At 74.0% G+C, this 26,332-nt stretch carries 21 protein-coding genes and 2 pseudogenes; 13 read left to right on the plus strand and 10 right to left on the minus strand.

The genetic code is table 11. The features are described from left to right. The first annotated feature begins 76 nt into the window (after positions 1–76). Positions 77–1,984 (plus strand): 1-deoxy-D-xylulose-5-phosphate synthase, encoded by a 1,908-nt coding sequence (gene dxs / locus ACFVHV_RS29990; RefSeq protein WP_359910914.1) that lies wholly within the window; start codon positions 77–79, stop codon positions 1,982–1,984. 149 nt (positions 1,985–2,133) lie between these two features. Beyond that, on the plus strand, positions 2,134–3,660 hold the full coding sequence (locus ACFVHV_RS29995; protein WP_359910912.1) for a glycosyltransferase family 39 protein: 1,527 nt from the start codon (positions 2,134–2,136) through the stop codon (positions 3,658–3,660). A 248-nt stretch (positions 3,661–3,908) separates the two neighbouring features. On the opposite strand, the gene ACFVHV_RS30000 is transcribed toward ACFVHV_RS29995, so the two are convergent. The 5 genes from ACFVHV_RS30000 to ACFVHV_RS30020 form a co-directional block, all read right to left on the minus strand. Continuing rightward, positions 3,909–6,056 carry a 3-hydroxyacyl-CoA dehydrogenase NAD-binding domain-containing protein gene (locus ACFVHV_RS30000; RefSeq protein WP_380355112.1) on the minus strand — a complete coding sequence of 716 codons (2,148 nt, stop codon included), beginning with the start codon at positions 6,054–6,056 and terminating at the stop codon, positions 3,909–3,911. A 2-nt stretch (positions 6,057–6,058) separates the two neighbouring features. Further along, on the minus strand, positions 6,059–7,303 hold the full coding sequence (locus ACFVHV_RS30005; RefSeq protein WP_359910906.1) for an acetyl-CoA C-acyltransferase: 1,245 nt from the start codon (positions 7,301–7,303) through the stop codon (positions 6,059–6,061). Between the two features lie 345 nt (positions 7,304–7,648). Continuing rightward, complete coding sequence (locus ACFVHV_RS30010) at positions 7,649–8,893, minus strand: HRDC domain-containing protein (RefSeq protein WP_359910903.1); 1,245 nt, start codon at positions 8,891–8,893, stop codon at positions 7,649–7,651. A gap of 275 nt (positions 8,894–9,168) precedes the next feature. Then, the gene (locus ACFVHV_RS30015; protein WP_049651279.1) at positions 9,169–9,885 is read right to left on the minus strand and encodes a response regulator transcription factor; all 717 of its coding nucleotides are present in this window, start codon (positions 9,883–9,885) and stop codon (positions 9,169–9,171) included. Positions 9,886–10,205: 320 nt separating this feature from the next. Further along, a complete protein-coding gene (locus ACFVHV_RS30020; protein ID WP_359914354.1) occupies positions 10,206–10,868 on the minus strand; it encodes a DUF3000 domain-containing protein in 663 nt (220 codons plus the stop codon). Between the two features lie 236 nt (positions 10,869–11,104). Between ACFVHV_RS30020 and hemE the strand changes: the two genes are divergently transcribed. Beyond that, positions 11,105–12,118 (plus strand): uroporphyrinogen decarboxylase, encoded by a 1,014-nt coding sequence (gene hemE / locus ACFVHV_RS30025; RefSeq protein ID WP_380355140.1) that lies wholly within the window; start codon positions 11,105–11,107, stop codon positions 12,116–12,118. A gap of 36 nt (positions 12,119–12,154) precedes the next feature. Here the strand turns inward: hemE and ACFVHV_RS30030 are convergent, their stop codons facing one another. After that, positions 12,155–12,595: a DUF523 domain-containing protein gene (locus ACFVHV_RS30030; protein WP_380355118.1), complete on the minus strand. Its 441-nt coding sequence runs from the start codon at positions 12,593–12,595 to the stop codon at positions 12,155–12,157. Between the two features lie 53 nt (positions 12,596–12,648). Here ACFVHV_RS30030 and ACFVHV_RS30035 point away from each other — a divergent pair. The 3 genes and pseudogenes from ACFVHV_RS30035 to hemQ all read left to right on the plus strand — a co-directional run. Next, positions 12,649–12,832: pseudogene (locus ACFVHV_RS30035) on the plus strand (Uma2 family endonuclease); the annotation flags it as partial. A 34-nt stretch (positions 12,833–12,866) separates the two neighbouring features. Continuing rightward, the gene (hemG, locus tag ACFVHV_RS30040) at positions 12,867–14,297 is read left to right on the plus strand and encodes a protoporphyrinogen oxidase (protein ID WP_380355121.1); all 1,431 of its coding nucleotides are present in this window, start codon (positions 12,867–12,869) and stop codon (positions 14,295–14,297) included. Continuing rightward, positions 14,294–15,013 carry a hydrogen peroxide-dependent heme synthase gene (gene hemQ, locus ACFVHV_RS30045; protein WP_380355124.1) on the plus strand — a complete coding sequence of 240 codons (720 nt, stop codon included), beginning with the start codon at positions 14,294–14,296 and terminating at the stop codon, positions 15,011–15,013. The genes hemG and hemQ overlap by 4 nt, the downstream gene beginning before the upstream one ends. Positions 15,014–15,073: 60 nt before the next feature. Here the strand turns inward: hemQ and ACFVHV_RS30050 are convergent, their stop codons facing one another. From ACFVHV_RS30050 to ACFVHV_RS30065, 4 genes and pseudogenes are all read right to left on the minus strand, one after another. Next, entirely contained in the window at positions 15,074–15,688 is a 615-nt protein-coding gene (locus ACFVHV_RS30050; RefSeq protein ID WP_359914365.1) for a hypothetical protein, read from the minus strand. 44 nt (positions 15,689–15,732) lie between these two features. Continuing rightward, positions 15,733–16,515: a TIGR04222 domain-containing membrane protein gene (locus ACFVHV_RS30055; protein WP_359914368.1), complete on the minus strand. Its 783-nt coding sequence runs from the start codon at positions 16,513–16,515 to the stop codon at positions 15,733–15,735. A gap of 92 nt (positions 16,516–16,607) precedes the next feature. Beyond that, entirely contained in the window at positions 16,608–17,723 is a 1,116-nt protein-coding gene (locus ACFVHV_RS30060) for a TIGR04222 domain-containing membrane protein (RefSeq protein WP_380355128.1), read from the minus strand. A 74-nt stretch (positions 17,724–17,797) separates the two neighbouring features. Then, positions 17,798–19,191: pseudogene (locus ACFVHV_RS30065) on the minus strand (DUF692 domain-containing protein). Positions 19,192–19,458: 267 nt separating this feature from the next. On the opposite strand from ACFVHV_RS30065, the gene ACFVHV_RS30070 reads away from it, so the two are divergent. From ACFVHV_RS30070 to ACFVHV_RS30100, 7 genes are all read left to right on the plus strand, one after another. After that, positions 19,459–20,418 (plus strand): GNAT family N-acetyltransferase, encoded by a 960-nt coding sequence (locus tag ACFVHV_RS30070; protein WP_380355130.1) that lies wholly within the window; start codon positions 19,459–19,461, stop codon positions 20,416–20,418. Between the two features lie 209 nt (positions 20,419–20,627). After that, positions 20,628–21,638 carry an MBL fold metallo-hydrolase gene (locus ACFVHV_RS30075; RefSeq protein ID WP_359914383.1) on the plus strand — a complete coding sequence of 337 codons (1,011 nt, stop codon included), beginning with the start codon at positions 20,628–20,630 and terminating at the stop codon, positions 21,636–21,638. An 87-nt stretch (positions 21,639–21,725) separates the two neighbouring features. Further along, on the plus strand, positions 21,726–23,669 hold the full coding sequence (locus ACFVHV_RS30080; RefSeq protein WP_380355133.1) for an ATP-binding protein: 1,944 nt from the start codon (positions 21,726–21,728) through the stop codon (positions 23,667–23,669). Beyond that, positions 23,666–24,097 carry a roadblock/LC7 domain-containing protein gene (locus tag ACFVHV_RS30085; RefSeq protein WP_380355136.1) on the plus strand — a complete coding sequence of 144 codons (432 nt, stop codon included), beginning with the start codon at positions 23,666–23,668 and terminating at the stop codon, positions 24,095–24,097. The genes ACFVHV_RS30080 and ACFVHV_RS30085 overlap by 4 nt, the downstream gene beginning before the upstream one ends. After that, a complete protein-coding gene (locus ACFVHV_RS30090; RefSeq protein ID WP_359914392.1) occupies positions 24,094–24,447 on the plus strand; it encodes a DUF742 domain-containing protein in 354 nt (117 codons plus the stop codon). Before ACFVHV_RS30085 ends, ACFVHV_RS30090 begins: the two co-directional genes overlap by 4 nt. Positions 24,448–24,517: 70 nt before the next feature. Then, positions 24,518–25,090 carry an ATP/GTP-binding protein gene (locus tag ACFVHV_RS30095; RefSeq protein WP_359914400.1) on the plus strand — a complete coding sequence of 191 codons (573 nt, stop codon included), beginning with the start codon at positions 24,518–24,520 and terminating at the stop codon, positions 25,088–25,090. Beyond that, entirely contained in the window at positions 25,087–26,280 is a 1,194-nt protein-coding gene (locus ACFVHV_RS30100; RefSeq protein WP_380355138.1) for a cytochrome P450, read from the plus strand. The genes ACFVHV_RS30095 and ACFVHV_RS30100 overlap by 4 nt, the downstream gene beginning before the upstream one ends. Positions 26,281–26,332 lie beyond the last annotated feature (52 nt).

The raw sequence follows: 26,332 nt of genomic DNA on the forward strand, positions 1-26,332 counted from the left end.
CCGGCGTGGCACCGGACCGGGCAGCGACGCCCGTCGGACTTTCCGTGGTCCGCGAACACTGAACGAGGAGGAACGGGTGGCCCTGCTGACCCGCATTCGGGGACCGCGCGATCTCGACCGGCTCACGCCCGGACAGCTGGCCGCACTGGCCCAGGAGATCCGGACCTTCCTGGTGACCGAGGTCTCCAAGACGGGTGGCCACCTCGGGCCCAACCTCGGCGTGGTGGAGCTGACCATCGCGCTGCACCGGGTCTTCGACTCGCCGCGCGACCGCATCCTCTTCGACACCGGCCACCAGAGCTACGTCCACAAGCTGCTCACCGGCCGCCAGGACTTCTCCCGGCTGCGGATGAAGGGCGGCCTGTCCGGCTACCCGTCCCGCGCCGAGTCCGAGCACGACGTGATCGAGAACTCGCACGCCTCCACCGTCCTCTCCTACGCCGACGGCCTGGCCAAGGCCAACCAGATCCTGGGCAAGAACGACCCGGTCGTCGCCGTCATCGGTGACGGCGCGCTCACCGGCGGCATGGCCTGGGAGGCGCTGAACAACATCGCCGACGCCGAGGACCGCCCCCTCGTCATCGTCGTCAACGACAACGAGCGCTCGTACTCGCCGACCATCGGCGGCCTGGCCAACCACCTCGCCACCCTGCGCACCACCCAGGGCTACGAGCGGTTCCTGTCCTGGGGCAAGGACGCGCTCCAGCGCACCCCGGTGGTCGGCCAGCAGCTGTTCGAGACGCTGCACGGCGCCAAGAAGGGCCTCAAGGACTTCATCGCCCCGCAGGGCATGTTCGAGGACCTCGGCCTCAAGTACATCGGCCCGATCGACGGCCACGACATGACCGCCCTGGAGTCCGCGCTGACCAAGGCGCGCGGCTTCGGCGGTCCGGTGATCGTGCACTGCCTCACCGAGAAGGGCCGCGGCTACCACGCCGCCGAGAACAACGACGAGGACCGCTTCCACGCGGTCGGCAAGATCCACCCGGAGACCGGCCTGCCGATCCAGAGCGGCGGCGGGCGGAGCTGGACCTCGGTCTTCGCCGAGGAGATGGTCGCGCTCGGCCACGAGCGCGAGGACATCGTCGGCATCACCGCCGCCATGCTCCACCCGGTGGGCCTGGCCCCGTTCGCCGAGGCCTTCCCGGACCGCATCTTCGACGTCGGCATCGCCGAGCAGCACGCCGTCACCAGCGCGGCCGGCCTGGCCACCAACGGCCTGCACCCGGTGTTCGCGGTCTACGCGACCTTCCTCAACCGCGCCTTCGACCAGGTCCTGATGGACGTCGCCCTGCACCGGCTGGGCGTCACCTTCGTCCTGGACCGGGCCGGCGTCACCGGCGACGACGGGGCCTCGCACAACGGCATGTGGGACATGTCGATGCTGCAGCTCATCCCGTCCCTGCGGCTGGCCGCCCCGCGCGACGCCGAGCAGGTCCGCGCCCAGCTGCGCGAGGCCGTCGAGGTCAAGGACGCCCCGACCGTGGTCCGCTACTCCAAGGGCACGGTCGGCCCGGCCGTCCCCGCGGTCGGCCGGATCGGCGGCATGGACGTGCTGCGCGCCGCCGAGGAGCCCTCCGGCGCCCACCGCGCCGACGTGCTGATCGTCTCGGTCGGTGCGATGGCCCCCACCAGCCTGGAGGTCGCCGACCTGCTGGCCGCCCGGGGCATCACCGCCACCGTGGTGGACCCGCGCTGGGTCAAGCCGGTGGACCGGGCCCTGCCGGGCCTGGCGGCCGAGCACCGGGTGGTCGTCACCATCGAGGACAACGGCCGGGTGGGCGGCGTCGGCGCAGCCGTGGCGCAGGCGCTGCGGGACGCGGACGTGGACCTGCCGGTGCGCGACTTCGGCATCCCGCAGGAGTTCCTGGACCACGCCAGCCGGGCCGAGATCCTGGCCGAGATCGGCCTGAACGCCCCGGACATCGCCCGAAAGGTGACGGCGCTGGTCGCCAAGCTGGACGCGGCGCCGGTCGAGGCCTGACCGGAGGCCGTCCGGGCGGAGCGGTCCCCGTTCCGTTGACGACCATTTGTCGTAACTCCGTAACAGTTCGTCACGGAACAAGCTGACAATCGCACTGAAAGGCGGGACCGGCGCCATCGGCGCCGATCCCGCCCGGTAGGTTGTCATCCGTGCCGACCCCCACCCGCCTCCGCCTCATCGGACTGGCCGAGCGCCTGCCCGAGCGCGTCCGTACCCGTCTGCTGACCGGGTACTGGACCAGGCTGGTGCCGGTGCTCGCGCTGGTCGCGCTGGTCACCCACATCCCCTCCTTCGCCCGGCCCGTCTGGAGCCCGGACGAGGGCTTCCTGGCGACCCAGGCCCGGATGCTGGCGGACGGCGGCGTGCTGTACGACACCGTGGTGGACCGCAAGCCCCCGCTGCTGCCCTGGCTCTACCAGGCCTGCTTCGCGGTCTTCGGCTCCGCCTCGCTCTGGCCGCTGCGCACCCTGGCGGTGGTGGCCCACCTGGTCACGGCGATCCTGCTGGCCTCGATCGCCCGCGGCCGCTGGGGCAACCGGGCCGGGGCCGGGGCCGGACTGCTCTACCTGCTGGTCTCCATCGGGCTCTCCCCGGAGGACACCCAGGCGGCGACCTTCGAGGTCTTCATGCTGCCCGCCATGGTGGCCGCCTTCCGGTACGCCGAACGGCGCCGCTGGCTGGCCGCGGGCATCGCGGTCGCCCTGTGCTCACTGACCAAGCAGACCGGCGGCGCGGTGCTGCTGCCGGTGCTCTGGATGCTCTTCCAGGACACCCGCCGGCGCGGGGTGCGCTGGCCGCCCGCGCTGTTCAAGATCGGGTTCGGCTTCACCCTGCCGATAGCTCTGGTCGCGGTGATCCTCACCAAGCCCAAGGGCTTCCTCTTCTGGGTGGTCACCGGCAGCGGCGACTACGCCTCCTTCGGCGGCGCCTGGCTCCAGATGCTCGGCCGGGCCCTCGGCAACTCGGCCATCCTGGTCGGGGCCGGCCTGGGCTTCCTGCTCCCGGTCGGGCGCAGGCTCTGGCTCAAGTACCGCCACCGCCCGCTGCCGGTGGCCGGCGAGGAGCACGGCTCGACCACCGACCTGTGGGTCTGGCTGCTCTCCTCGGTGGTCGCGGTCAGCGTGGGCTTCCACTTCTTCGGCCACTACTACCTCCAGCTGATGCCGCCGCTGGTGCTGCTGGGCACCGGGGCGGTCGCCACCTCGGCGATCCGCTGGAAGCCCGTCCTGGCGTACACCACGGTCGCCGCCACGGTGTTCTGGAGCCTGGCACTGGCCTGGCCGGGGGAGCGGCTCAACCGCACCACCGAGGTCGCCACCGCCGTCGCCGCCCAGACCACCCCCAAGGACACCGTGCTGGTCTGGGGCATGCACCCCGAGCTGTACTGGCTGGCCGACCGCAAGCCCGCCACCCGCTACCTGACCGCGGGCTTCCTCACCAACTACAGCGGCGGCAAGGACGGCAACCAGAACGTCGGCGAGCAGTTCAGCGTCGCCAACGCCTGGCAGACCTTCGACAAGGACCTCGCCAACGGCCTGCCCGAGGTCGTGGTCGACGACTCCGGCATCGCCCCGTACCAGCCGGTCATGATCCCCCGGATGGAGAACCTGCTGGACACCCACTACGAGATGGTCGGCGTCTTCGCCGACACCGTGGTCTACCGCCTCAAGCACTGAGACGCCCGCGTCCGGGCCGGCGGGGCGGCAGCGCTGTCCACACCCGTTCCGCGCGGCAACGCCGTACACACCCGTTCCGACGACGGCGCCGTGCACAGCCCCACGTTCCGGAGGCAACCCCGTACACGGCCCGTGCTCGGGGGCAACCTGCACACGGCCGTGCTCGGGCGGCAACCCCGTACACACCGAGGAGCCCCGGTGACCAGCTGGTCACCGGGGCTCCTCCGTGTTCCGGGTACGGGCCGTGCCTAGGCGGGCACCGAGGCCACGCCGGAGGCGAGGAAGGTCTTGCCGTTCACCCGCTCCGAGACGCCCTCACGGTCCAGGTACGGGGTGATCCCGCCCAGGTGGAAGGGCCAGCCGGCACCGGTGATCATGCAGAGGTCGATGTCCTGCGCCTCGGCGACGACACCCTCCTCCAGCATCAGACCGATCTCCTGCGCCACGGCCTCCAGGGCGCGGGCGCGGACCTGCTCCTCGGTGAGCACCGAGTCGCCGAAGGACAGCAGCTCCAGCACCTCGGGGTCGAGGACCTGCTGCCCGTCCGTCCAGGTGTAGAAGCCGCGCTTGCCGGCCTTGACCACCTTGGCGAGGTTCTCGGAGACGGTGAACCGCTCCGGGAAGGCGCCGTGCAGGGTCTCCGAGACGTGCAGGGCGATGGCCGGGCCGACCAGCTCCAGCAGCACGATCGGGGACATCGGCAGGCCGAGCGGCTCGACGGCCTTCTCGACGTCGGCGATCGGGGTGCCCTCGTCGATGATGCCCTGGATCTCGCCCATGAAGCGGGTCAGGATCCGGTTCACCACGAACGCCGGGGCGTCCTTGCAGAGCACCGAGGTCTTCTTCAGCTTCTTCGACACGGCGAAGGCGGTGGCCAGCGCGGCGTCGTCGGTGCTGTCGCCGCGGACGATCTCCAGCAGCGGCAGGATCGCGACCGGGTTGAAGAAGTGGAAGCCGACGACCCGCTCGGGGTGCTTCAGCTTCGAGGCCATCTCGGTGACCGACAACGAGGAGGTGTTGGTCGCCAGCACGCAGGTCGGCGAGACCACGTTCTCCAGGTCCGCGAAGACGGCCTGCTTGACGCCCATCTCCTCGAACACGGCCTCGATGACGAAGTCCGCGTCGCCGAAGGCGGCGGCCTTGTCCAGCGAGCCGGAGACCAGGCCCTTGAGGCGGTTGGCCTTGTCCTGGCTGATCCGGCCCTTGCCGAGCAGCTTGTCGATCTCGGCGTGGACGTAGCCGACGCCCTTGTCGACGCGCGCCTGGTCGATGTCGGTGAGGACCACCGGCACCTCCAGACGGCGGGCGAACAGCAGCGCCAGCTGCGAGGCCATCAGACCGGCGCCGACGACGCCGACCTTGGTGACCGGGCGGGCCAGCGACTTGTCCGGCGCGCCGACCGGGCGCTTGGCCCGGCGCTGCACCAGGTTGAAGGCGTAGATGCCGCTGCGCAGCTCGCCGCTCATGATGAGGTCGGCCAGGGCCGTGTCCTCGGCGTCGAAGCCGGCCTGCAGGCTGGCCTTGTCGGCGAGGTCGAAGTCCTTGGCGGCGGCGATGATGTCCAGCGCCCGGTAGGCGGCCGGAGCGGCGCCGTGCACCTTGGCGTCGGCGACCATGCGGCCCCAGAGGACGGCGTCGTCCCAGGCCTTGCCGCGGTCGATCGCCTCGCGCTCGACGACGACGTCGCCCTTGAGGACCTTGGCGGCCCAGAGCAGCGACTGCTCCAGGAAGTCGGCCGGCTCGAAGATCGCGTCGGCGATCCCCAGCTCGAACACGTCCTTGCCCTTGAGCTGCTTGTTCTGGTTCATCGAGTTCTCGATGATGACCTTGACGGCGTTACCGGCACCCACCAGGTTCGGCAGGATGGTGCAGCCGCCCCAGCCGGGGACGAGGCCGAGGAAGACCTCGGGCAGCGAGAAGGCCGGGACGCCCGCCGACACCGTGCGGTAGTCGCAGTGCAGGCCGACCTCGACGCCGCCGCCCATCGCCGCGCCGTTGTAGAAGGCGAAGGTGGGGACGGGCAGCGAGGCGATCCGCTTGAAGACGTCGTGGCCGCCCTTGCCGATGGCCAGCGCGTCCGCGTGCTCCGTGAGCAGCTCGACGCCCTTGAGGTCGGCGCCGACCGCGAAGATGAACGGCTTGCCGGTGATCGCGGCACCGACGATCGCGCCCTCGGCGGCCTCGGCCTCGACCTGGTCCAGCGCCTCGTTCAGCTTGAGCAGCGAGCCCGGGCCGAAGGTGGTCGGCTTGGTGTGGTCGAAGCCGTTGTCCAGGGTGATCAGGGCCAGCCGGCCGGCCTGCAGCGGCAGGTCGAGGTGGCGGACGTGCGCGGTCGTGACGACCTCGCCCGGGAAGAGCTCGGCGCCGCGGGTCAGCAGCTCAGTGGTGTTGGCCATGGTCACTTACCACCCTCGACCTGAGACGACGTTTCCGCTCCGCTCCAATGCGGGTTCTCCCAGATGATCGTGCCGCCCATGCCGAAGCCGATGCACATCGTGGTGAGGCCGTAGCGGACCTCCGGGCGCTGCTCGAAGCGGCGGGCCAGCTGGTTCATCAGGCGCACGCCGGAGGAGGCCAGCGGGTGGCCGAAGGCGATCGCGCCGCCGTACGGGTTGACCCGCTCGTCGTCGTCCGCGATGCCGAAGTGGTCCAGGAAGGCCAGGACCTGGACGGCGAAGGCCTCGTTGACCTCGAAGGCCTGGATGTCGTCGATGGTCAGACCGGCCTTGGCCAGCGCCTTCTCGGTGGCCGGCACCGGGCCGACGCCCATGACCTCGGGCTCGACGCCCGCGAAGGCGAACGAGACCAGGCGCATCTTCACCGGGAGGCCGAGCTCCTCGGCGACGTCCTCGGCGGCCAGCAGCGAGGCGGTGGCACCGTCGTTCAGACCGGCCGAGTTGCCCGCGGTGATGTTGCCGTGCGGGCGGAACGGGGTCTTGAGGCCCGCCAGGTTCTCCATCGTGGTGCCCGGGCGCATCGGCTCGTCCACGGTGGCCAGGCCCCAGCCGGTCTCGCCGACCTCGGGGTTGGTGTTGCGGATCGTGATCGGCACCAGGTCGGGCTGGATGTCGCCGTTGGCGTACGCCTTGGCGGCCTTCTCCTGCGAGCGCACGGCGTAGGCGTCGCAGCGCTCCTTGGTCAGGTGCGGGAACCGGTCGTGCAGGTTCTCCGCGGTCATGCCCATGAACAGGGCGGACTCGTCGACCAGCTTCTCGGAGACGAAGCGCGGGTTCGGGTCGACGCCCTCGCCCATGGGGTGGCGGCCCATGTGCTCGACGCCGCCGGCCACGACCACGTCGTACGCGCCGAAGGCGATGCCGCCCGCGGTGGCGGTCACGGCGGTCAGCGCGCCGGCGCACATGCGGTCGATCGAGTAGCCGGGCACGGACTTCGGCAGGCCGGACAGCAGGGCGGCGGTGCGCCCGATGGTCAGACCCTGGTCGCCGATCTGCGTGGTGGCCGCGACGGCGACCTCGTCGATGCGCTCGACGGGCAGGTTCGGGTTACGGCGCACGAGCTCCCGGATGCACTTGACGACCAGGTCGTCGGCGCGCGTCTCGTGGTAGATGCCCTTCGGGCCGGCCTTGCCGAACGGGGTGCGGACGCCATCGACGAAGACGACGTCCCTCGCGGTACGAGGCACGGGGGCTCTCCTCCCAGGGACCAACATTTAGGTGGGCGGGCTGCCGCCGTCGAAGACCCGAGCGGCGCCGCATCACGGCCATGCTACCCGCCGGTAACCAACCTGCCCAGGCCCCTCGGAGGGATCTGACCATGTGTCTCCCGACACGTTCCCCGGCCGTCCGACCAGGAGCGCCGTTCCCGGGTACGGCGAAGGGGATGTCGCCCGTACGGACGACATCCCCTTCCCGTGTTGCCGGATCGGCCCGGACCGCGACCGGCCCGAACGCCGGTCGGACCCCGGCCCGACCGGCCCCGCGCGGCCATGGGCCACGGGACATCGGCCCCGACCGGCCCCGCGCCGTGATCAGTCCTGGGCGACGACCGCCGCGGCGAAGGCGGCGGCCACCGCCGGCGCCACCAGGTCCACCTGCCACTGCCGGGCGCCGAGCCCGCGCAGTGCGGCGGCCACGCCCTCCGGGCCCGGGTCGGCCGGCGGTTGCCAGGAGACCCGCCGGACCAGGTCCGGGGTGATCAGGTTCTCGGCCGGCAGGTGGTGGCGCTCGGCCAGCTCGCCGATCGCGCTGCGCGCGCCGGAGAGCCGGGCGGCGGCCACCGGGTCCTTCTCGGCCCAGGCCCGCGGCGGCGGCGGCCCCTCGTGCGGCGCGGTGGCCGGCGGCAGCAGGTTCTCCGGGACCTCCCGGCCGCGCTGCACGGCCGCCAGCCACTGCTCCAGCTGGCGCCGGTGCACCCGGGGGCCGAAGCCCTGGACGGCCTGCAGGGAGGCGATGTTCAGCGGCATGGCAAGTGCGGCGTTGACGATCGCCGCGTCCGCGAGCACCCGGCCGGGGGAGACGTCGCGGTCCTGCGCCATCCGGTCGCGGGCGAGCCACATCTCGCGCACCACGGCCAGCTGACGGCGGCGGCGGACCTTGTGCAGCTGGGAGGTGCGGCGCCACGGGTCGGTGCGCGGGGCCGGGCGGGGCGCGGCGGCGATCGAGGCGAACTCCTCCATCGCCCAGCCGAGCTTGCCCTGGGCGTCCAGCTCCCGTTCGAGTGCGTCGCGCAGCTCGACCAGCACCTCGACGTCCAGAGCGGCGTAGCGCAGCCACGGCTCGGGCAGCGGGCGGGTGGACCAGTCGACCGCGGAGTGCTCCTTGGCGAGGCTCAGCCCGAGCACGTTCTCGGTCATCGGCCCGAGGCCGACCCGGGCGAAGCCGGCGATCCGCCCGGCCAGCTCGGTGTCGAAGAGGCGCCGGGGTCTCATGCCGACCTCGGCGAGGCAGGGCAGGTCCTGGCTGGCCGCGTGGACCACCCATTCGGCGTCCTCGACGGCCCGGCCGAGCTCACTGAGGTCCGGGCAGGCGATCGGGTCGATCAGGGCGGAGCCGGAACCCTCGCGGCGCAGCTGGATGAGGTAGGCGCGCTGCCCGTAGCGGTAGCCGGAGGCCCGTTCGGCATCGACGGCCACCGGTCCGGTGCCCCCCGCGAAGGCGGCGACGACGGCGGCCAGCGCCCGGTCGTCCGCCACCACGGGTGGGATCCCGTCCTTCGGTTCGAGGAGCGGGACCGGGGCTGCTTCTTCTGGGATGGCTGCTACGGCGTCGGTCACCCCCCAAGGGTACGACGGTCCTCACGGCCGGGAGTGTTGTCGGACTGGTCAGACTGTTGATCGCCGAGCGATCGCGGGGCGGGCGGCACAGGACCGCGCGGGCGCCGTACGGGGCTTCGTGGCGGCGCCGTGGGGGTGACACGGGGGGACGGTGCGAAGGCCGGCCAGCCCGCCCGTCCCCGGGCGGGCTGCGCGCCGGGAGGCCGGGGGCCGCACGGCGGCGGCCGAGGAGGAACGTTCCTCCTCGGCCGCCGCAGCGGTCCGGAGCGCCCGGCTCAGTGGATGATGCCGGTGCGCAGCGCGACCGCGACCATGCCGGCGCGGTCGCCGGTGCCCAGCTTGCGGGCGATCCGGGCGAGGTGGCTCTTGACGGTGAGCGCCGACAGGCCCATCGCCACGCCGATCGCCTTGTTGGACTGTCCCTCGGCGACCAGTCGCAGCACCTCCACCTCGCGACCGGAGAGCTCGCGGTAGGCGGCCTGCTGCGCGCCCGGCGCACCAGGTGCTCCGGGGGCGCCCGGCGCACCGGCCGCGCCCGGCATGCCCGGCATCCCGGGGCGGCGCATCCGGCCGGCCAGCCCGGCGGCGCCGAGCGGCATCCCGGGGCGGCCCGGCATCGCGACGTTCGTCCGGGTACCGGTCACCACGTATCCCTTGACACCGCCGGCCAGTGCGCTGCGGACCGCGCCGATGTCGTCGGCGGCGGACAGTGCCAGGCCGTTGGGCCAGCCCGCGGCGCGGGTCTCGGCGAGGATGGTCAGCCCGGAGCCGTCCGGGAGGTGCACGTCGGCGACGCAGATGTCGCGGGGAGTGGAGACCCGGGGGCGGGCCTCGGCGATGGAGGACACCTCGATCACGTCGCGGACGCCGAGTGCCCACAGGTGGCGGGTGACGGTGTTTCGGACACGGGGATCGGCGATGACCACCATGGCGGTGGGCTTGGTCGGCCGGTAGGCGACCACGTTTGCGGGGTGCTCAAGAAGGACCGACACCAGGCCTCCTGCGGGGAGTGGCGGACGGAACCCCGATGGGGGCGGTCGGAGTGTTCCGCGTTCGGAAAGGGTCACAGTCTGCTTCGGCAGCAACCGTGCCCGGCTTTAGCGAAAGATCACGATCTAGTGAGTAACAATACGGACAAATCGCGCAAATGATTGATGCGACATGCCCGGTATTCGCACAAAATCGATCAGATTCGGTGTCGATCGGTCGGTGTCGACCGGTGAATTGACGAAGAGCGGGTCCGAAGTCACACTCCGTCAGCCCTGGGGGTGGCGTACGGCCCCCGGGCGCCGTCGGGCCCGCACACCACCCGTCAGTGCGACCGGGGGCGTCGCCGGGCCGGCATCGGGACCACTCCACCGAGTGAAGGAACCTCGGCGGGCCCCTGCGGGGCCGGGGCGGTCGGCGGCAGGCCGGCGCTGACGCACAGCAGGTCAGCCCAGGCCGCCAGGTGCCGCTCGAAACGGCCGTCGGCCGGGGTCCAGGAGGCCCGGATCTCGATCTCCGTCGAGGACGGGCGGTCCGCCAGGCCGCCGAAGTACTGGGAGGAGGCCAGGCTCACCGTGCCGGACGGCTCCGCGTACCCGGCGCCGTGCGCCTGCAGGGTGTCCAGCAGCCAGGACCAGCCCACCTCGGAGACCATCGGGTCGCCCGCCATCTCCGGCTCCAGCTCGGCCCGGGTCATCGTGACCACCCGGAACTCCCCGTTCCAGGCCTCCTGCCCGGCCGGGTCGTACAGCAGCACCAGCCGGCCGTCCGCCAGCTCCTCGCCGTCGACCTCGACCGAGGCGGTCACCGCGAACGAGTACGGGGCGAGCCGGCGCGGCGCCGGCGCGGGGGAGAGCTGCACCTCGGGCCGCAGCCGGGCCCCGTCCAGGGCCGCCACGGCTGCCCGGAACTCGCTCGGCACCCCCTCGTGCCCCGCTCCGCCACCTGCTCCGCCACCCTGTGCGGGGTGCCCTCCGACCGCTGCCATGCCCCGAAGACTAGGTCGAAGAACGGGGTTATCGCCGCAACTTCTCTCCCAGCGGCGTGCCGGAACGGCAAACCCGGACAGATCTTGGAGGAACCGACGAGACCGGCCGGGAAACCGGGCCCGGCACGCGTGCGAAGATTTGACGCGTGAGCGAGACAACGGCAGACACCACGGCGCCCACCGACGGCGGCCAGACCACCCCCCGGCGTCGCGGCGCCGCGCACGACTCCGCGTTCCTGCGCGCCTGCCGGCACGAGCCCGTGCCGCACACGCCGGTGTGGTTCATGCGCCAGGCCGGCCGCTCGCTGCCCGAGTACCTGAAGGTCCGCGAGGGCATCCCCATGCTGGAGTCCTGCATGCGGCCCGAGCTGGTCAAGGAGATCACCCTCCAGCCGGTGCGCCGGCACAAGGTGGACGCGGCGATCTTCTTCAGCGACATCGTGGTGCCGCTCAAGGCCGTCGGCATCGACGTCGACATCAAGCCCGGCATCGGCCCCGTCATCGCCAACCCGATCCGCACCGTCGAGGACCTGAAGCGGCTGCGCCCGCTGGAGCCGGACGACGTCCCCTACATCACCGAGGCCGTCGGCCTGCTGGTGGACGAGCTCGGCGAGACCCCGCTGATCGGCTTCGCCGGGGCGCCGTACACGCTGGCCAGCTACCTGATCGAGGGCGGGCCGTCCAAGAACCACGAGAACACCAAGGCCATGATGTACGGGCAGCCCGAGCTGTGGGCCGCCCTGGTGGACCGGCTCGCGGACATCACCTCGGCCTTCCTCAAGGTCCAGATCGAGGCCGGCGCCTCGGCCGTCCAGCTGTTCGACTCCTGGGTCGGCGCGCTCGCGCCGGACGACTACCGCCGCTCGGTGATGCCGTCCAGCACCAAGGTCTTCGACGCCGTCGCCGAGTACGGCGTGCCGCGGATCCACTTCGGCGTCGGCACCGGCGAACTGCTCGGCCTGATGGGCCAGGCCGGCGCGGACATCGTCGGCGTCGACTGGCGGGTGCCGCTGAACGTCGCCGCCGAGCGGGTCGGCCCGGGCAAGGGCCTGCAGGGCAACCTCGACCCGGCGGTGCTGTACGCGCCCACCGCGGTGGTGGAGACCAAGGCCGCCGAGGTGCTGCGGGCCGCCGAGGCGCTCGGCACCAGCGGCCACATCTTCAACCTCGGCCACGGCGTGCTGCCGTCCATGGACCCGGACGCGCTCAGCCGCCTCGTCGCCTTCGTCCACGAGGTCAGCGCGCGCTGACCTCCCGGTGGCGGGCCCCTGCCGCTCCGGGGCCCGCTACCCGGCCGTGACCTCGATCCCGGCCCGGCGCAGCAGCGCCGCCGTCACCCCGTCGCCGGGGCGCAGCTCCCCGGTGAACGACCCGTCGTACACCTGCTCGCAGCCGCAGGACGGGCTGCGCGCCATCAGCACCGCCCGCCGGGCCCCCGCCTCCTCGGCGGCGGCGAGCGCCGCCCGGGCGCCGGCCAGGAACTCCGCGGTGCAGTCCGCCCCGGTCGCGTCCACCACCCGGGCCCGCCCGTCCAGCACGTCCGCGCCGTCCCCGCCCACGATCTCCGCCGGCGGCCGCGGCGTCGGCAGCCCGCCCGCCCCCTCCGGGCACACCACCACGGCCCGCCCCCGCTCGACCAGCCGCACGGCGTCGTCGGAGGTCTTCGCCCGCCCGTCGTACCGGCAGGGGATCCCGGCCAGACACGCACTCACCATGATCGGTTCCATGGCACACAGACTAAGTGGCGGTCCGCCGCGTCCCCGATCTCGCTATCTTGGGGCACGCCGAGGCCGGAATCCCGCACTACTGGATCGTCGAGGAGGACGACGGCCTGCCCGGTCGTGCACGTCTACGAGCTGGACCGGGTGACCGCTTCCTACGCACCGGCCGGAATCTTCCGCGGCAGGCTGGAACGCCCGGTGCCGTTCCCGATCGCGATCGACCTCGGGCGTGCAGGGGATTGAGGGTCCGGCGTAAAGACCTGCGAGACTGCGGAGCATGTCGGATGCACAGGTCGTCGTCGTCGGTGGTGGGATCGCGGGGCTGGCCGCGGCCGCTTTCCTGAGCGGTGCCGCCGGGGGGCCCGCGCGGGCGCGGGTCACGCTGCTGGAGGCGTCCGGGCGGGTCGGCGGGAAGCTGTGGGGCGGAGAGGTCGGCGGGGTCCGGGTGGACCTCGGGGCCGAGTCGGTGCTGGCCCGGCGGCCGGAGGCGGTGGACCTGGCACGGGCGGTCGGGCTCGGCGAGGAACTGGAGCCGCCGACCACCGCGAAGGCCGCGATCTGGACCCGCGGCGCGCTGCGGCCGCTGCCCGGCGGGCAGGTGATGGGCGTCCCCGGTGACCTGGAGGCGCTGGCCGCCTCCGGCGTGCTGACCGACGAGGGGCTGGAGCGGGCCCGGAACGAGCGGCCCGGCGAGATCGGCGAGGACGTCGCGATCGGCCGCTACGTCGCCGACCGGCTGGGCCAGGAGGTCGTGGACCGGCTGGTCGAGCCGCTGCTCGGCGGCGTCTACGCCGGCCGCGCCGAGGAGATCTCGCTGCGCGCCGCCGTCCCGCAGCTGCTGCCGATCGCGCGCGGCGGCGGCTCGCTGGTCGAGGGCGTGCACGAGCTGGCCTCCCGGCCGAAGGTGGTCGGCACCCCGGTGTTCCAGGGCCTGCGCGGCGGCCTCGGCACCCTGCCCGGCGCGGTCGCCGCGGCCTGTGTCAAGGCGGGGGTGGACCTGCGCACCGACGCCCCGGTGGACGAGCTGCGCCGCACCCCCGACGGCTGGCGGGTGGTGACCGGCGGCGAGGTGCTGCACGCGGACGCCGTGGTGCTGGCCGTCCCGGCCCCCGTCGCGGCCCGGCTGCTGCGCGAGGACGCCCCGGCGGCCGCCACCGACCTGGACGCCGTCGAGTACGCGGGCATGGCCCTGGTGACCCTGGCCTTCCGCCGCGCCGAACTGGCCGAGCCGCCCGGCGGCAGCGGCTTCCTGGTGCCGCCGGTGGACGGGCGGCGGATCAAGGCCTCGACCTTCTCCTCCAACAAGTGGGGCTGGCTGGAGCGTTCCGCGCCGGACGCGTTCCTGCTGCGCACCTCGCTGGGCCGGTACCGCGAGGAGGAGGCGCTGGGGCTGCCGGACGAGGAGCTGGTGGCCCGCTCGCTGGCGGACCTGGAGGAGGCGATCGGGCTGACCGCCCGGCCGTACGACACCTTCGTCTCCCGCTTCACGGCCGGTCTGCCGCAGTACCCGGTGGGGCACCTGGACCGGGTGGCCCGGGTGCGGGCCCACGTGGCGCGGGTGGGCGCGCTGGCGCTGTGCGGCGCCGCGTACGACGGGGTGGGCATTCCGGCGTGCATCGGTTCGGCGGCCGCCGCTGCGGCCGCCGTCGACAGACTGTTGACCCCGGCGACCGGGGAAGGCTCCACGGAGAGGACAATGGGCGCATGACTGAGAGCGTTGAGCGGGAGCAGCAGCCCGAGAAGAAGAAGGCGCGCGACCTGAACCAGGTCATCCGCTACACGATGTGGTCGGTGTTCAAGCTCAGGGGCGCCCTGCCCGAGGACCGCACCGCGCTGGCCGCCGAGGTGGACGAGCTGTTCGCCCAGCTGGCCGCCAAGGACGTGACCGTGCGCGGCACGTACGACGTCTCCGGTCTGCGCGCGGACGCCGACATCCTGGTCTGGTGGCACGCCGCCGACTCGGACGACCTCCAGGAGGCGTACAACCGCTTCCGCCGCACCGGCCTCGGCCGGCTGCTGGAGCCGGTCTGGTCGAACATGGCGCTGCACCGCCCGGCCGAGTTCAACAAGTCGCACATCCCGGCCTTCCTGGCCGACGAGCGCCCGCGCGACTACGTCTGCGTGTACCCGTTCGTCCGCTCCTACGAGTGGTACCTGCTGCCGGACGCCGAGCGGCGCGCGATGCTCGCCGAGCACGGCCAGATGGCGCGCGGCTACCCGGACGTGCGGGCCAACACGGTGGCCTCGTTCGCGCTCGGCGACTACGAGTGGCTGCTCGCCTTCGAGGCCGACGAGCTGCACCGGATCGTCGACCTGATGCGCGATCTGCGCCCCTCCCGGGCCCGGCTGCACGTCCGCGAGGAGGTGCCGTTCTTCACCGGTCGGCGCAAGCCGGTCAGCGAGCTGCTGAACGGCCTGGTCTGACGGTTCCCGCGGTTCCTCCCGGAGGCCGGTTCCCCGACGGGGAGCCGGCCTCCGGCGTCGCTACGGGCGCGGCCCGGCGAACTCGCGCAGCACGGAGGTGTAGTGGTCGCCGAGGTCGACCCGGGTGACGTCCTCGAAACGGAACTTCGTCGGCTCCGGGTGCCAGCGCGCCTCGGGATCGACCTCGTGCAGCCGCAGCGAGGCGGGCCGCAGTGCGGTGACCGTACCGACCCAGCAGGCGCCGGGGTCGCGGCGCTCGGTGTGCAGGGCGATCAGACCGTACTCGGCGCAGGCGGCGGTGAGCAGGCCGGGCAGGTCGTCCAGCGGCAGGTCGGCGCCGGGCGGGCGGACCGGCCACAGACCGCGGCGGCGCAGCACCCGTACGGTCAGGCTCTCGGGGCCGCCCCGGTCGCGGACCTTGTGCAGGTCGGCGGTGCGGACGGCGCTCCAGCCGTCGAGGCGGTGGTCGGTGCAGGTGGCGAGCAGGGTCCAGACCGGGCCGGTGCCGAGGACGAAGCCCTCCAGCCGGTCCGCGCCGGGGATGGAGCGGCGCAGCCGGACCGGGCGGCCCTCGGAGCGGGCGCGCTCCAGCGTCGCGAGGCCCTTCCGGCCGAGGGCGGGTGAGTCCGGGGCGCGGTCGGCGGGGCGCCGCTCGGCGGGGTCGGGTGCGTCCATGGATGGGAGTCTGCCCTGGTCGCAGCGGTCGGCGCAGCCGGTTTTCAGGTCCGGTGCGGGCGCAGGGCGGCGCGGAGCCGGGCGTCGGGCAGGACGGCCGGGCCGTTCATGGCGACGGCGGTGAGCAGTTCGCGCTCCTCGTCGTCGGCCAGGCCGCGCTGGCGGGTCGGACGGACCTCGCGCAGTACCTCCTGGCCGACCGGGGAGGCCCAGCGGGTGTACGGGTAGACGTCCACCCGGGCCATCAGCAGGGTGCCCGAGGTGAGCGCCACCGGCAGGGAGAACCAGGCGAGCGGGGCGAGGGTGTCACCCCCGGTGAAGCCGCCGAGGGCCAGCGAGGCGGCCAGCAGCACCAGCGTCAGCAGCAGCGCGTGCCGGACCTGCCGGACCACCACCACGGTGTTGCGCTGCACCAGGGCCGGGGTGGCCAGGCCCGCCAGGGTGAGCCGGGCGCCGATCTCCAGCACGGTGGGGTGCTCGGCCATGGCCCGGCGCAGCTCGTCGGTCCGGCACTGGACCTCGGGGCCGACGGTGGCGATGACCGCCCGCTCCAGGCGGCTGCGGCCCCTGGGGTCGACCACGGTGGTCCAGCCGGTGTGCGCCAGGTGCAGCCGCCCGCGGCCGGTCATCAGGACGAGGGCGAGTTCGACCACCCGGTCCGGGCCGCCGGCCAGGTAGGCGGTCTCGTACAGGCCGATGCCGACGGCTTCGGGGGGCCGCAGGCCGGCCTGGTCGGCCAGGGCGTCGGCGGTGGCGGTCATCCGGACCAGTCGGAGGCAGGACAGGACCGCCGCGACACAGGCCGGTATGAGGAACAGCAACCACATGGGCTTGTTGTATGCCTGCGTCGACGGCGGGCGGAACGTCTTCCCGGTCCGCGATACCGAACTGTGACGTCCGGCGGCGCGCCCGGCGGGTCTCAGGAGCCGCCGCAGCCGCCGCCACAGCTCGACCCGCAGCTGGAGGAGGACGAGGACCCGCAGCTGGATGAGGACGAGGACCCGCAGCTGGATGAGGACGAGGACCCGCAGCTCGACGAAGAGGATCCGCAGCTCGACGAGGAGGACCCGCAGCTGGACGAGCCGCAACCGGAGCCGGAGGAACCGGAGTCGGAGGACCCGCACCAGGAGGCGGAGCCGCCGTCGGAGCCGGAGGAACCGGAGGAGCACGAGGACGCCGACGACGCCGACGACGAGGAGGACGAGGACGACGAGGAGGCGTTCGCGGCGACCGCCTGCCGTACGGCCTCCTCCTCGGCCGACGCGGTCAGCATCGCGGCCTCCAGCTCCGGGTTGTCCAGCCCGGCGGCGGCCAGGCCGCCGAGCGCGAGCGCGCCCAGCAGCGCGCCGCCGGCCAGCCGGGGCGGCATCCCGGCGTTGGGCTTCCACGGAGTGCCCTGCATCAGGGAGAGCTGGCGCTGCCCGGCCGGGGTGATCCGGCCCTTGACCGGCGCGGTGGCGAGCAGCGCGGTGAGGCCCCCGAACAGCAGGAGGCCCGGGACCCAGAGGTTCGGGCGGTCGTGGCCGGCGGTGCCGTCGTCGAGCAGCAGGGAGGCCACCGCGGAGGCCACCACGAGCAGCAGCGCGAGCCAGAGCAGCCGACGGGCGGTGCGGGCCCGCCGCAGTCGCTCGGGGCGGCGCAGCAGGCCGCGGTCGGCGAGCCGGTCACCGATCTCCTGGACGGCGGCGGAGCGCATCACGGTGTGGCGCAGCGAGCCGAGTTGACGGCTGCCGGTCGGACCGACCGCGTCCTGGACCGCCTTGTCGACGGCGTCGTACGGCTTGGAGCCGGTGAGCGTGACCAGACCGGAGCGGCTGATCACGACCTGCTCGCTCATGTGCATCCGGACCACGGCGGTGTCGAACACCCGCCCCGGCCCGCCGGACAGGAACGCGGTGTCGAGCAGCGGCAGACCGCGGCCGGGCAGGCCCTTGGCGTAGCGGACCCGGCCGATGTGCTGCCGGGTCCGGGCGGCGTACAGGGCGGCGGCCGCCAGCAGGACGGCCGGGACGACGAAGTAGCTGTTGTGCCACATGGGCTGTTCCCCCGAGGTGGTGACAGTGCGTCAGGATCAGGTGCCGCCGGGTTCGCCGGCGGCCCGGCCGCCGGCTAGCGGCGCGGGTCCGGGCGCAGGGCCCGGCGCAGGCGCGCGAGCGGGCCCGGCGGCCGTACGGGTGCCGGGTGGAGCCACTGCTCCAGGGCCCGGCGGTGGTCGTCGGCGAGCGGGCCGCCGTCGGTGAGCACCCACTGCGCGAAGGCCCGGGCGTCGGCCCGGTAGCCGCCGGTCTGCGGGTGGGAGCGGGCGTAGCCGAGGAAGAGCGGCCCGTACTGCGCCCCGAGCGCCCGGGGCAGGTCCGGGGCCACCTTGGCGGTGGTGTCCCGCCGCTTGGCGGCCAGGCCGGTGGACTGGGCGCGGACCTGCCGCTCGTCGAAGCCGGGCGGGACGGGCCCGCCGGCCACCAGGGCGGCCAGCAGCTCCTCCTGGCGCCGGGCCAGGCGCCGCCGGGCGGCGGCGAGGTCCGGCTCGGCGGAACCCGGCTCGGCGGGGCCCTGCGCGGCGGGGTCGCGGTCGGTGGTGGGTCGCGGGTCGGTGTTCTCCCGCGCCGTTCTCGTCAGGTCGTTCATCGCCGGGTGCTCCCCTCCAGCACCCGGCGGATGGCGTCCAGTTCACCGGCCAGCTCGCTGGGCGGCGGGAAGTTGGCGTCCCGTTCCAGCAGCACCCCGGGCGGGGCGACCCGCGCGCAGAGTTCGGCCAGCACTTCCAGCACCGGTTCGGTGACGGGGTGGGCGTGGGTGTCGTGCCAGACGCCGTCGACCAGGGTGCCGCCCGCGACGTGGACGTAGGCGAGCGCCTCCAGCGGCAGGCGGTCGAGCTCGGCGGCCGGGTCGATGCCGAGGTTGACCCGGTTGGTGTGCAGGTTGGCGACGTCGATCAGCAGCCGGACGCCGGTGCGCTCGACGAGCTCGGCGAGGAACTGGCCCTCGGTGAACTCGTCGTCCGGCCAGGCGAGCTGGGCGGCGATGTTCTCCAGGGCGAGCGGCACCGGCAGGTGGTCCTGGGCGATCCGGACGTTCTCGGCGATCACCCGCAGCGAGTCCCGGGTGCGGGGGACGGGCAGCAGGTGGCCGGCCTCCAGACCGCCGGCCCGGACGAACGCCAGGTGCTCGCTGACCAGCGGGGAGCCGAGGGCCAGCGCGGCCTCGGCGAGCCGGTCGAGGCGGCCGGGGTCGGGCAGGTCGGCGCCGCCGAGGCCGAGGCCGACGCCGTGCGGGACGACGGTGACGCCGCGTCCGCGCAGCACGGTCAGGGACTCGGGCAGGTGGTCGGCGCAGATGTTCTCGGCGACCACCTCGACCCAGTCCAGGCCGGGCCGGCTCTCGACCACGGTGTCGATCTCGCTGCGCCAGCCGAGGCCGACGCCCAGACGGGGCGCGGTCTCCCGGGGCGCGGCTCCTCGGCGCGCGGTGGCGGAGGCAGGCAGTTCCAGGGCAGGGGAAGTCATCGGTTCGCCCCCTTCGGAGGGCCGGGTGGGAGGGCCGTCGAGCGGTGCGGGCGTCGTCGCCGGAACCGCGCGGCCGTGCTGCTGAGAATGTCCCCGGGCGGGGCGGCTGCCAAGCCTCGCCCGGTCTTCTCAGAGCATTATTTGAGCATGTCGTGCCGGTCGTGAGGGACTTTGGTCCCGAGCCCGGGCCGTCCGCGCAGGTGGGGTGCCCTTCCGGCGGGAAAACCGGAGGCGCCGGGCGGGCCCGCGGGGCTAGCGTGGGAATCCATGACTTCTTTGAATTCCTCCTCCGTGACGATCCGTGACTTCCGCCCCGAGGACGCCGTGGCCGTGGCCGCGGCCCACCGGGCCGGGCGCGAACACCTGGTGCTCTCCGCCGAGACGCTGGTCTGGTTGAACGCCCAGCCCAGCCCCGAGGAGCACTTCCGCACCTTCGTCGCCGAACTGGACGGCCGGGTGGTCGGCGCGGTGCGCTGCGGGGTGGTGCTGGGGACGACGACCACGGGTGTCGGCTACGCCAACGGCAGCGTGCTGCCGGAGTACCGGCGGCGCGGCGCGGCCACCGCCCTGCTGGCCGCGGCCGAGCGGCACCTGACCGGGCACGGCGTGACGGAGCTGCACACCTGGCTGGACGACGAGCCCGCCTCGCAGGCCTTCGCCACCGCCCGGGGCTACCGGATCGGGCGCACCATGCAGTTCGCCGGACGGGACCTCGCGCTGCCGCTGCCGCCCGCTCCCGTACGGCCGGCCGGTGTCGAGGTGCGCCCGGCCGCCGACTGGGCGGACGACCCGTACCCGGTGTTCCTGGTCGAGGCGGACGCCATCATGGACGAGCCCGGCAGCGAGGTGCCGATGGACGCCCTCACGTACGAGGACTGGCTGCGCAACGACTGGGCCAGGCCGGACCGGGACGCGGCGCTGAGCGTCGTCGCCGTGGTGGACGGCCGGCCGGCGGCCTTCAGCATGGTGCAGACGGACGGCGCGGACCGCTACTGGTCCGCGTTCACCGCCTGCCGCCGGGAGTTCCGCGGCCGGGGGCTGAGCAAGCTGGCCAAGCTGGAGTCGCTGCGGCTCGCCGCGGCGGCCGGCTACCGGCACGCGTACACCAGCAACGACACGACCAACGGGCCGATGCTGGCGATCAACGCCTGGCTCGGCTACGAACGCTGTGCGGGGGAGCGCAAGGGGATCAAGCAGCTGGAGCGGTCGGCGGAGCAGGAGATCTGACGCTCCCCCCGGACCGAACTCCGGCCCGGCGCGGACCGAACCCCGGCCCAGCCCGGGCCCAACCGGGGCCCGGGCCGGGCCACTTCGGCCAGATGTGGTCCAGACCACGTGGGACGAATCGGGACAGCTCGGGTTGCTTCGGGCGCGAAGTGGCTTGAACTGTAATGGTTTTGCTCCACTCCTGTCACGACATGGGCATAATCGCGCACATGACGATCAGCCGTGCGAACGTGAGCGCGATTGCCGAGGACCTGTACGTGTGGCTCCCGCCGAAGCGGGGCTGGGGCCTGGCCAACTGCGGGCTGCTGGCCTCGGAGGCCACCGCGCTCTGGATCGACACGCCGTACGACCCCTCGATGGCCGGGGAGTTCCTCGCCGCGAGCCGGCGGCTGCTGCCGGACGGGGTCGGGATCGACCGGGTGGTCGTCACCCACGCCAACGGGGACCACCTGTGGGGCGCCGGGGTGCTGCCGGACGCCGAGGTGATCGCCACCCGCGAGGCGCTGGAGCACATCCACTGGGAGCCCACCCCGCAGCAGCAGCACGCGCTGGTCGTCAACAGCGACCCGCAGTCGCCGCTCGGCGGCTACCTGAGGGAGCACTTCGGGCAGTTCGACTGGTCCGGCACCGCGCCGGTGCGCCCCGACACCGTCTTCACCGGTGAGCTGGAGCTGACCGTCGGCCGCTACCCGGTGCAAATCACCAGCCTGCCCGCCGCCCACACGGGTGGGGACCTCATGGTCCACCTCCCGCACCAGCGCGCGGTCTTCACCGGCGACGTGATCTTCTCCTCGACGCCCGAGCAGCCCGGCGACCACCCCTCGCACTGGGCCGGACCGCTGGAGAACGTCATCGGCGCCTGCGAGCAGGCCCTCGCCACCGGCGCGGAGATCTTCGTGCCCGGCCACGGCCCGGTGCTCGACCGCGACGGCGTCCGGGAGCACATCGGCTACCTCTCCTACGTTCGCGAGCGCGCCCACGCCCTGCACGCCGCCGGCATACCCGCGCTGGACGCCGCCCGGCGGGTGATCGCCGAACAGCGCCACCCCGAACTCGGCCTGCCCGAGCGGCTGGTGCTCACCCTCGCGGCCGAGTACCGGCACCTGGACGGCTCCGCGGCCCCCGGCGCCCTGGAGGCCATGGGCCAGGTCGCCCTGGTGGCCCGGGAACTGGCCGAGGACGCCGCCCGCTCCCCGCGCCCGCGCGCCGTCGGGAACTGACCCCGCCCGCGCTCCCGGAACGCGCCCCTCCCGGCAGGTCCGGCCGCACCACCCGGTCACACCCGCAAAGCACCCCCGAGGACTTCGATGACGCAGATCGCGCTGATCGTCCTGGCGCTGGTCGCCGCCGTGGCCGCGGCCGTGCTCGCCCGCGGCCGGGCCGGGGCCGTCGCCCGGGCGACGGCCGCCGAGACCGCGCTCGGCCGGAGCGAGGAGCGCACCCGGGCCGCCGAGGGCAGGCTCGCCCGCGCCGAGCAGCAGCAGCGCGAGGCGCAGGAGGCCGCCCGGCGCTCCGCCGAGGAGGCCCAGCGGGCGCAGGAGCGCACCCGCGCCGCCGAGGACAGCGTCCGCGAGGCACAGGAAGCGGCCCGGCACGCGCAGGACACCGTCCGGGACGCCCTGCAGCAGGGCGCCGCCGCGATCGACCGGGCCGAGCGGGCCGAGAGCGCGCTCGCCGCCGCCGAGGCGCGGGCGACCGCGCTGCTCGCCGAGATCGGCCACCTCGCCCAGGAGCGGATCGCCGCCACCGCCGTACGGCTCACCCACGGCAACGCCCCACTGGTCGGCCCACTGGACCCGCAGGCCGTCGGCCCCGAGGCGGTCCGGGCGCTGCAGGCCGTCCTGGACGCCGCGCACGCCGCCCTCGCCGACGAGCGCGAGCGGGTGGACGCCGCCGCCCGCGCCGCCATGCGCGGCGCCACCTCCCGGATCCAGACCCTGCTGTACCAGATCCAGAGCCTGGTCCAGCAGCTCCAGCACGAGCACGACGACCCCCGGCTGCTGGAGGTCGACTTCCGCAACGAGGTCGCGCTGCGCCGGATCCAGACCATCGCGGTGCTCTGCGAGGCCTGGCCGGGCCTGGCCCGCACCGACTCGCCACTCGCCGAGGTGGTCGTCGGCGCGCTCTCCCGGGTGCCCGGCTACGCCCGGATCAAGGTCGCCAACCACCTGCGCGAGCAGCGCCTCGCCGTGGTCGCCCGGGCCGCCGAGCCGATCGCCGTCACCATCGCCGAGCTGCTCGCCAACGCCACCGCCTACTCCCACCCGGAGACCGACGTCCCGGTCACCGTCCAGCAGGGCGGCCGCGGCGCGCTGGTGATCATCGACGACAGCGGCATCGGCATGGACGAGGACCAGCTGCGCCGCGCCCGCCGGCTGCTGGCCGGCCCGCCCGACATGCTGCTCACCGAGCTCGGCAACCCGCCCAAGACCGGCTTCGCGGTGATCGGCAAGCTGGCCCGCCAGTACGGCTTCTCCTGTCACGTCGAGCCCTCGCCGTACGGCGGCATGCGGACCATCCTGCGCATCCCGGCCGCGCTGGTGACCGTCGTGGACGACGAGCAGCCGCTGTCGGTGCTCACCCCGCTGCCGCTGCGGGCCGGCGCAGGCCCGGCCCCGGCGCCCACCGTCGCGGCCGTCCCGCCGATGCGCGACGCGGACGAGCAGGACGGCCCGCAGCTCGCCGACCGCCACAACCAGCCGGGCCCGCACCCGGCCCCGGCCATCCGGGTGGTGCCCGATCCGGTGGCGTCCGATCCGGTCGCGGACGGCCGGGCGGACGGCGCGACGGCAGGGGGTGCCGAGCCGGCCGGCGATGCGCCGCTCGGCGCCACCACGAAGGACGGCGCGACGGCCGGTGCGCCCGCGGCGGACGCACCCGTGGCCGACGACGGCACCGGCCTGCCCACCCGGCGGCGCCGCCGTCCGCTGGCCGCCGAGCAGCCGCCCGGCGCGAGGCCCGTCCCCGTTCGCGACCCGGTATCCGACCGCACCCCGGTATCCGACCGCACCCCGGCGTCCGACCGCACCCCCGAGCAGGCCGCCGCCCACTGGCAGGCGCTGCAGCAGGGCACCGACTCCGGCCGGGCCGCCGTGGCCCGGGCCGCCCACGAGGAGACCGGCGCCGGCGCCACCGGCACCCCCGCCGCCCCCGGCGACACCACCCCCGGCCACGACCCCGGCGACACCACCCCCGGCCACGACCCCGGTGACCAGAGCACCGGTCAGACCTTAGAAGGAGCCGAGCAGTGAGCAGCACGCCCAGCCCGACCACCACCGACGAGATCTCGTGGGTGCTGACCCCGTTGCTGGAGCTGCCGGGGGTGCTGCACGCGGTCATCGCCACCGGGGACGGCCTGGTCGAGGGCGCCTCGGACGGCCTGGAGCGCGCCTCGGCCGAGCGGGTCGCCGCGATGACCGCCACCGTGCACGCCGCCGCCCGGGCCTTCACCGCCGCGTTCACCGACGCCGAGCGCCCCAGGCTGGCCCAGACCGTGGTGGAGTCCGACCTCGGCTACGCCATCGTGGTGCCCGCCGGGGAGAACACCTCGCTCGCCGTGTTCACCTCGCCGGACGCCCAACTCGGCAACGTGGCCTACCAGATGCAGCTGCAGGTCGCCGCCCTCGGTCGCGCGCTCGCGAGCCCGACCCGGCGGCAGGACGACGACGGCCGGTCATGACCGCCGCCCCCCGCAGGCGGATGGTGCCCGCCTACCTGGCCACCGGCGGCCGCAGCCGCCCCGGCACCAAGGGCTTCGAGCGGCTGACCGTGCTGTTCGCCGACCGCGCCGACCCGCCGGCCGCGCTCGAACCCGAACACCGCCGGCTCTGGGAACTGCTGCGCCCCGGCGCGCTGACCGTGGTGGAGGCCGCCGCGCACCTGCGCCTGCCGGTCAGTGCCACCGTCTTCCTCGCGGCCGATCTGGTCGAGTCGGGCTGCCTGCACGCCCGCGCACCGATCCCGCGCGCCCAGCAGACCGACCGCTCCATCGTCGAGAGGCTCCTCGTTGGACTCCGTGCGCTCCGGTGACCCGGCCGCCCGGCCGGACCCGGAAGACCAGAGCCGGGTGGGCTACCTGCCCGACCGGGACCAGACGCTGATGAAGCTGGTGGTGGCCGGCCCGTTCGGGGTCGGCAAGACCACCCTCATCCGCACCCTCTCGGAGATCGCCACCCTGCACACCGAGGAGGCGATGACCGAGACCGGCCGCCCGGTGGACGACCTGGCCGGCCTGCCCGAGAAGGCCACCACCACGGTCGCCGTCGACTTCGGCCGGCTCACCCTGCCCGGCAACGTCGTGCTCTACATGTTCGGCACCCCCGGTCAGCGCCGCTTCTTCCCGCTCTGGCAGGACATCGCCCGCGGCGCCGTGGGCGCCCTGGTGCTCGCCGACACCCGCCGGCTGGCCGACTCCTTCGAGATCATGGACATGGTCGAGGAGCAGGGCCTGCCGTACGCCGTCGCCGTCAACCGCTTCCCGGACGCCCCGGAGCACGCGGTCGAGGTGCTGCGCACCCACCTGGACCTGCACGCCGCGACCCCGTTGCTGCTCTGCGACGCCCGCGAGCGCGACAGCAGCCTGGACGCGCTGATCGCGCTGGCCGAACACGTCCTGGACGCCCTGCCCGCCGCCCCCGCCACCTCGGACCCCGCCACCCCGGAGCAGCCGTGACCGTCGAGTCCCGCCCGACCCCGATCCACGGCCCGGTCTTCGCCGCCGACCCCCAGCTGGTCTACGAGCGGCTGCGGCGGCACGGCGCGGTCGCCCCGGTCGAGGTCGCGCCCGGCGTCGAGGCCCTGCTGGTCACCGACTACCAGGCCGCACTGGACCTGCTGCGCGACACCGACACCTTCTCCAAGGACTCCCGGGCCTGGCAGCGCACCGTCCCGCCGGACTCCCCGCTGCTGCCCGTCCTCGGCTACCGCCCGACCGCGCTGTTCAGCGACGGCGAGACCCACGCGCGCTACCGGGCGGTGATCACCGACGCCCTCGCGCTGTTCGAACCGCACCGGCTCCAGCGCCAGGTCGCCGGGACCGCGCACCGGCTGATCGACCGCTTCGCCGCCGTCGGGCACGCCGACCTGATCGCCGAGTACGCCCGCCGGCTGCCCGCCTTCGCGCTCACCACCTGGTTCGGCGTGCCGCAGGAGCAGCGCGAGGAGGTGGTGGACGCGATCACCGGGCTGATCGAGTCCACCGCGCGGGCGGGCGCCTCGTACGGGAAGCTCCTGGCGGTGGTCACCGCGATGGTCGCCGAGCGCCGCGCGCGCCCCCGGCACGACCTCACCTCGATGTTCGTCACCCACCCGGTCGGGCTGGACGACGACGAGGTGATCCGGCAGATCACCCTGACCCTGATCGCCGGGCACGAGCCGACCACCAACCTGATCGGCAACGCCCTGCTGCGCCTGCTCACCGACGCCCGTTACGCCGGCTCGCTGTTCGGCGGGGCGATGACCGCCCACCAGGCGATCGACGAGGTGCTCTGGCACGAGCCGCCGATGGCCAACCTCTCGGCCCACTACCCGCGGTACGACATCACCTTCCACGGCCGCGAGATCAAGGCGGGCACGCTGGTCCTGGTCTCGTACGCGGCCGCCAACTCCCAGGCCGCGCCGCCCACCGACGACGGCGGGCTGCGCAGCGGGGAGAGCGCCCACCTGGCCTGGGCGGCCGGCCCGCACGCCTGCCCGGCCCGGGACCCGGCCCTGCTGATCGCGATCACCGCCATCGAGCAGCTGGGCAGCCGCCTCAGCGACCTCGAACTCTCCACCCCCGCCGAGGACCTGCTCTGGCGCCCGGGCCCGTTCCACCGGGCGCTGATGTACCTCCCGGTCCGCTTCGCACCGGTCGCGGGGTAGGCCCGGACAGGCCCGGACAACACGGCGGCCCGGACACCGTACGGTGTCCGGG

It is taken from the genome of Kitasatospora sp. NPDC127116 (assembly GCF_042677365.1).
Classification (GTDB): domain Bacteria; phylum Actinomycetota; class Actinomycetes; order Streptomycetales; family Streptomycetaceae; genus Kitasatospora; species Kitasatospora lactacystinica.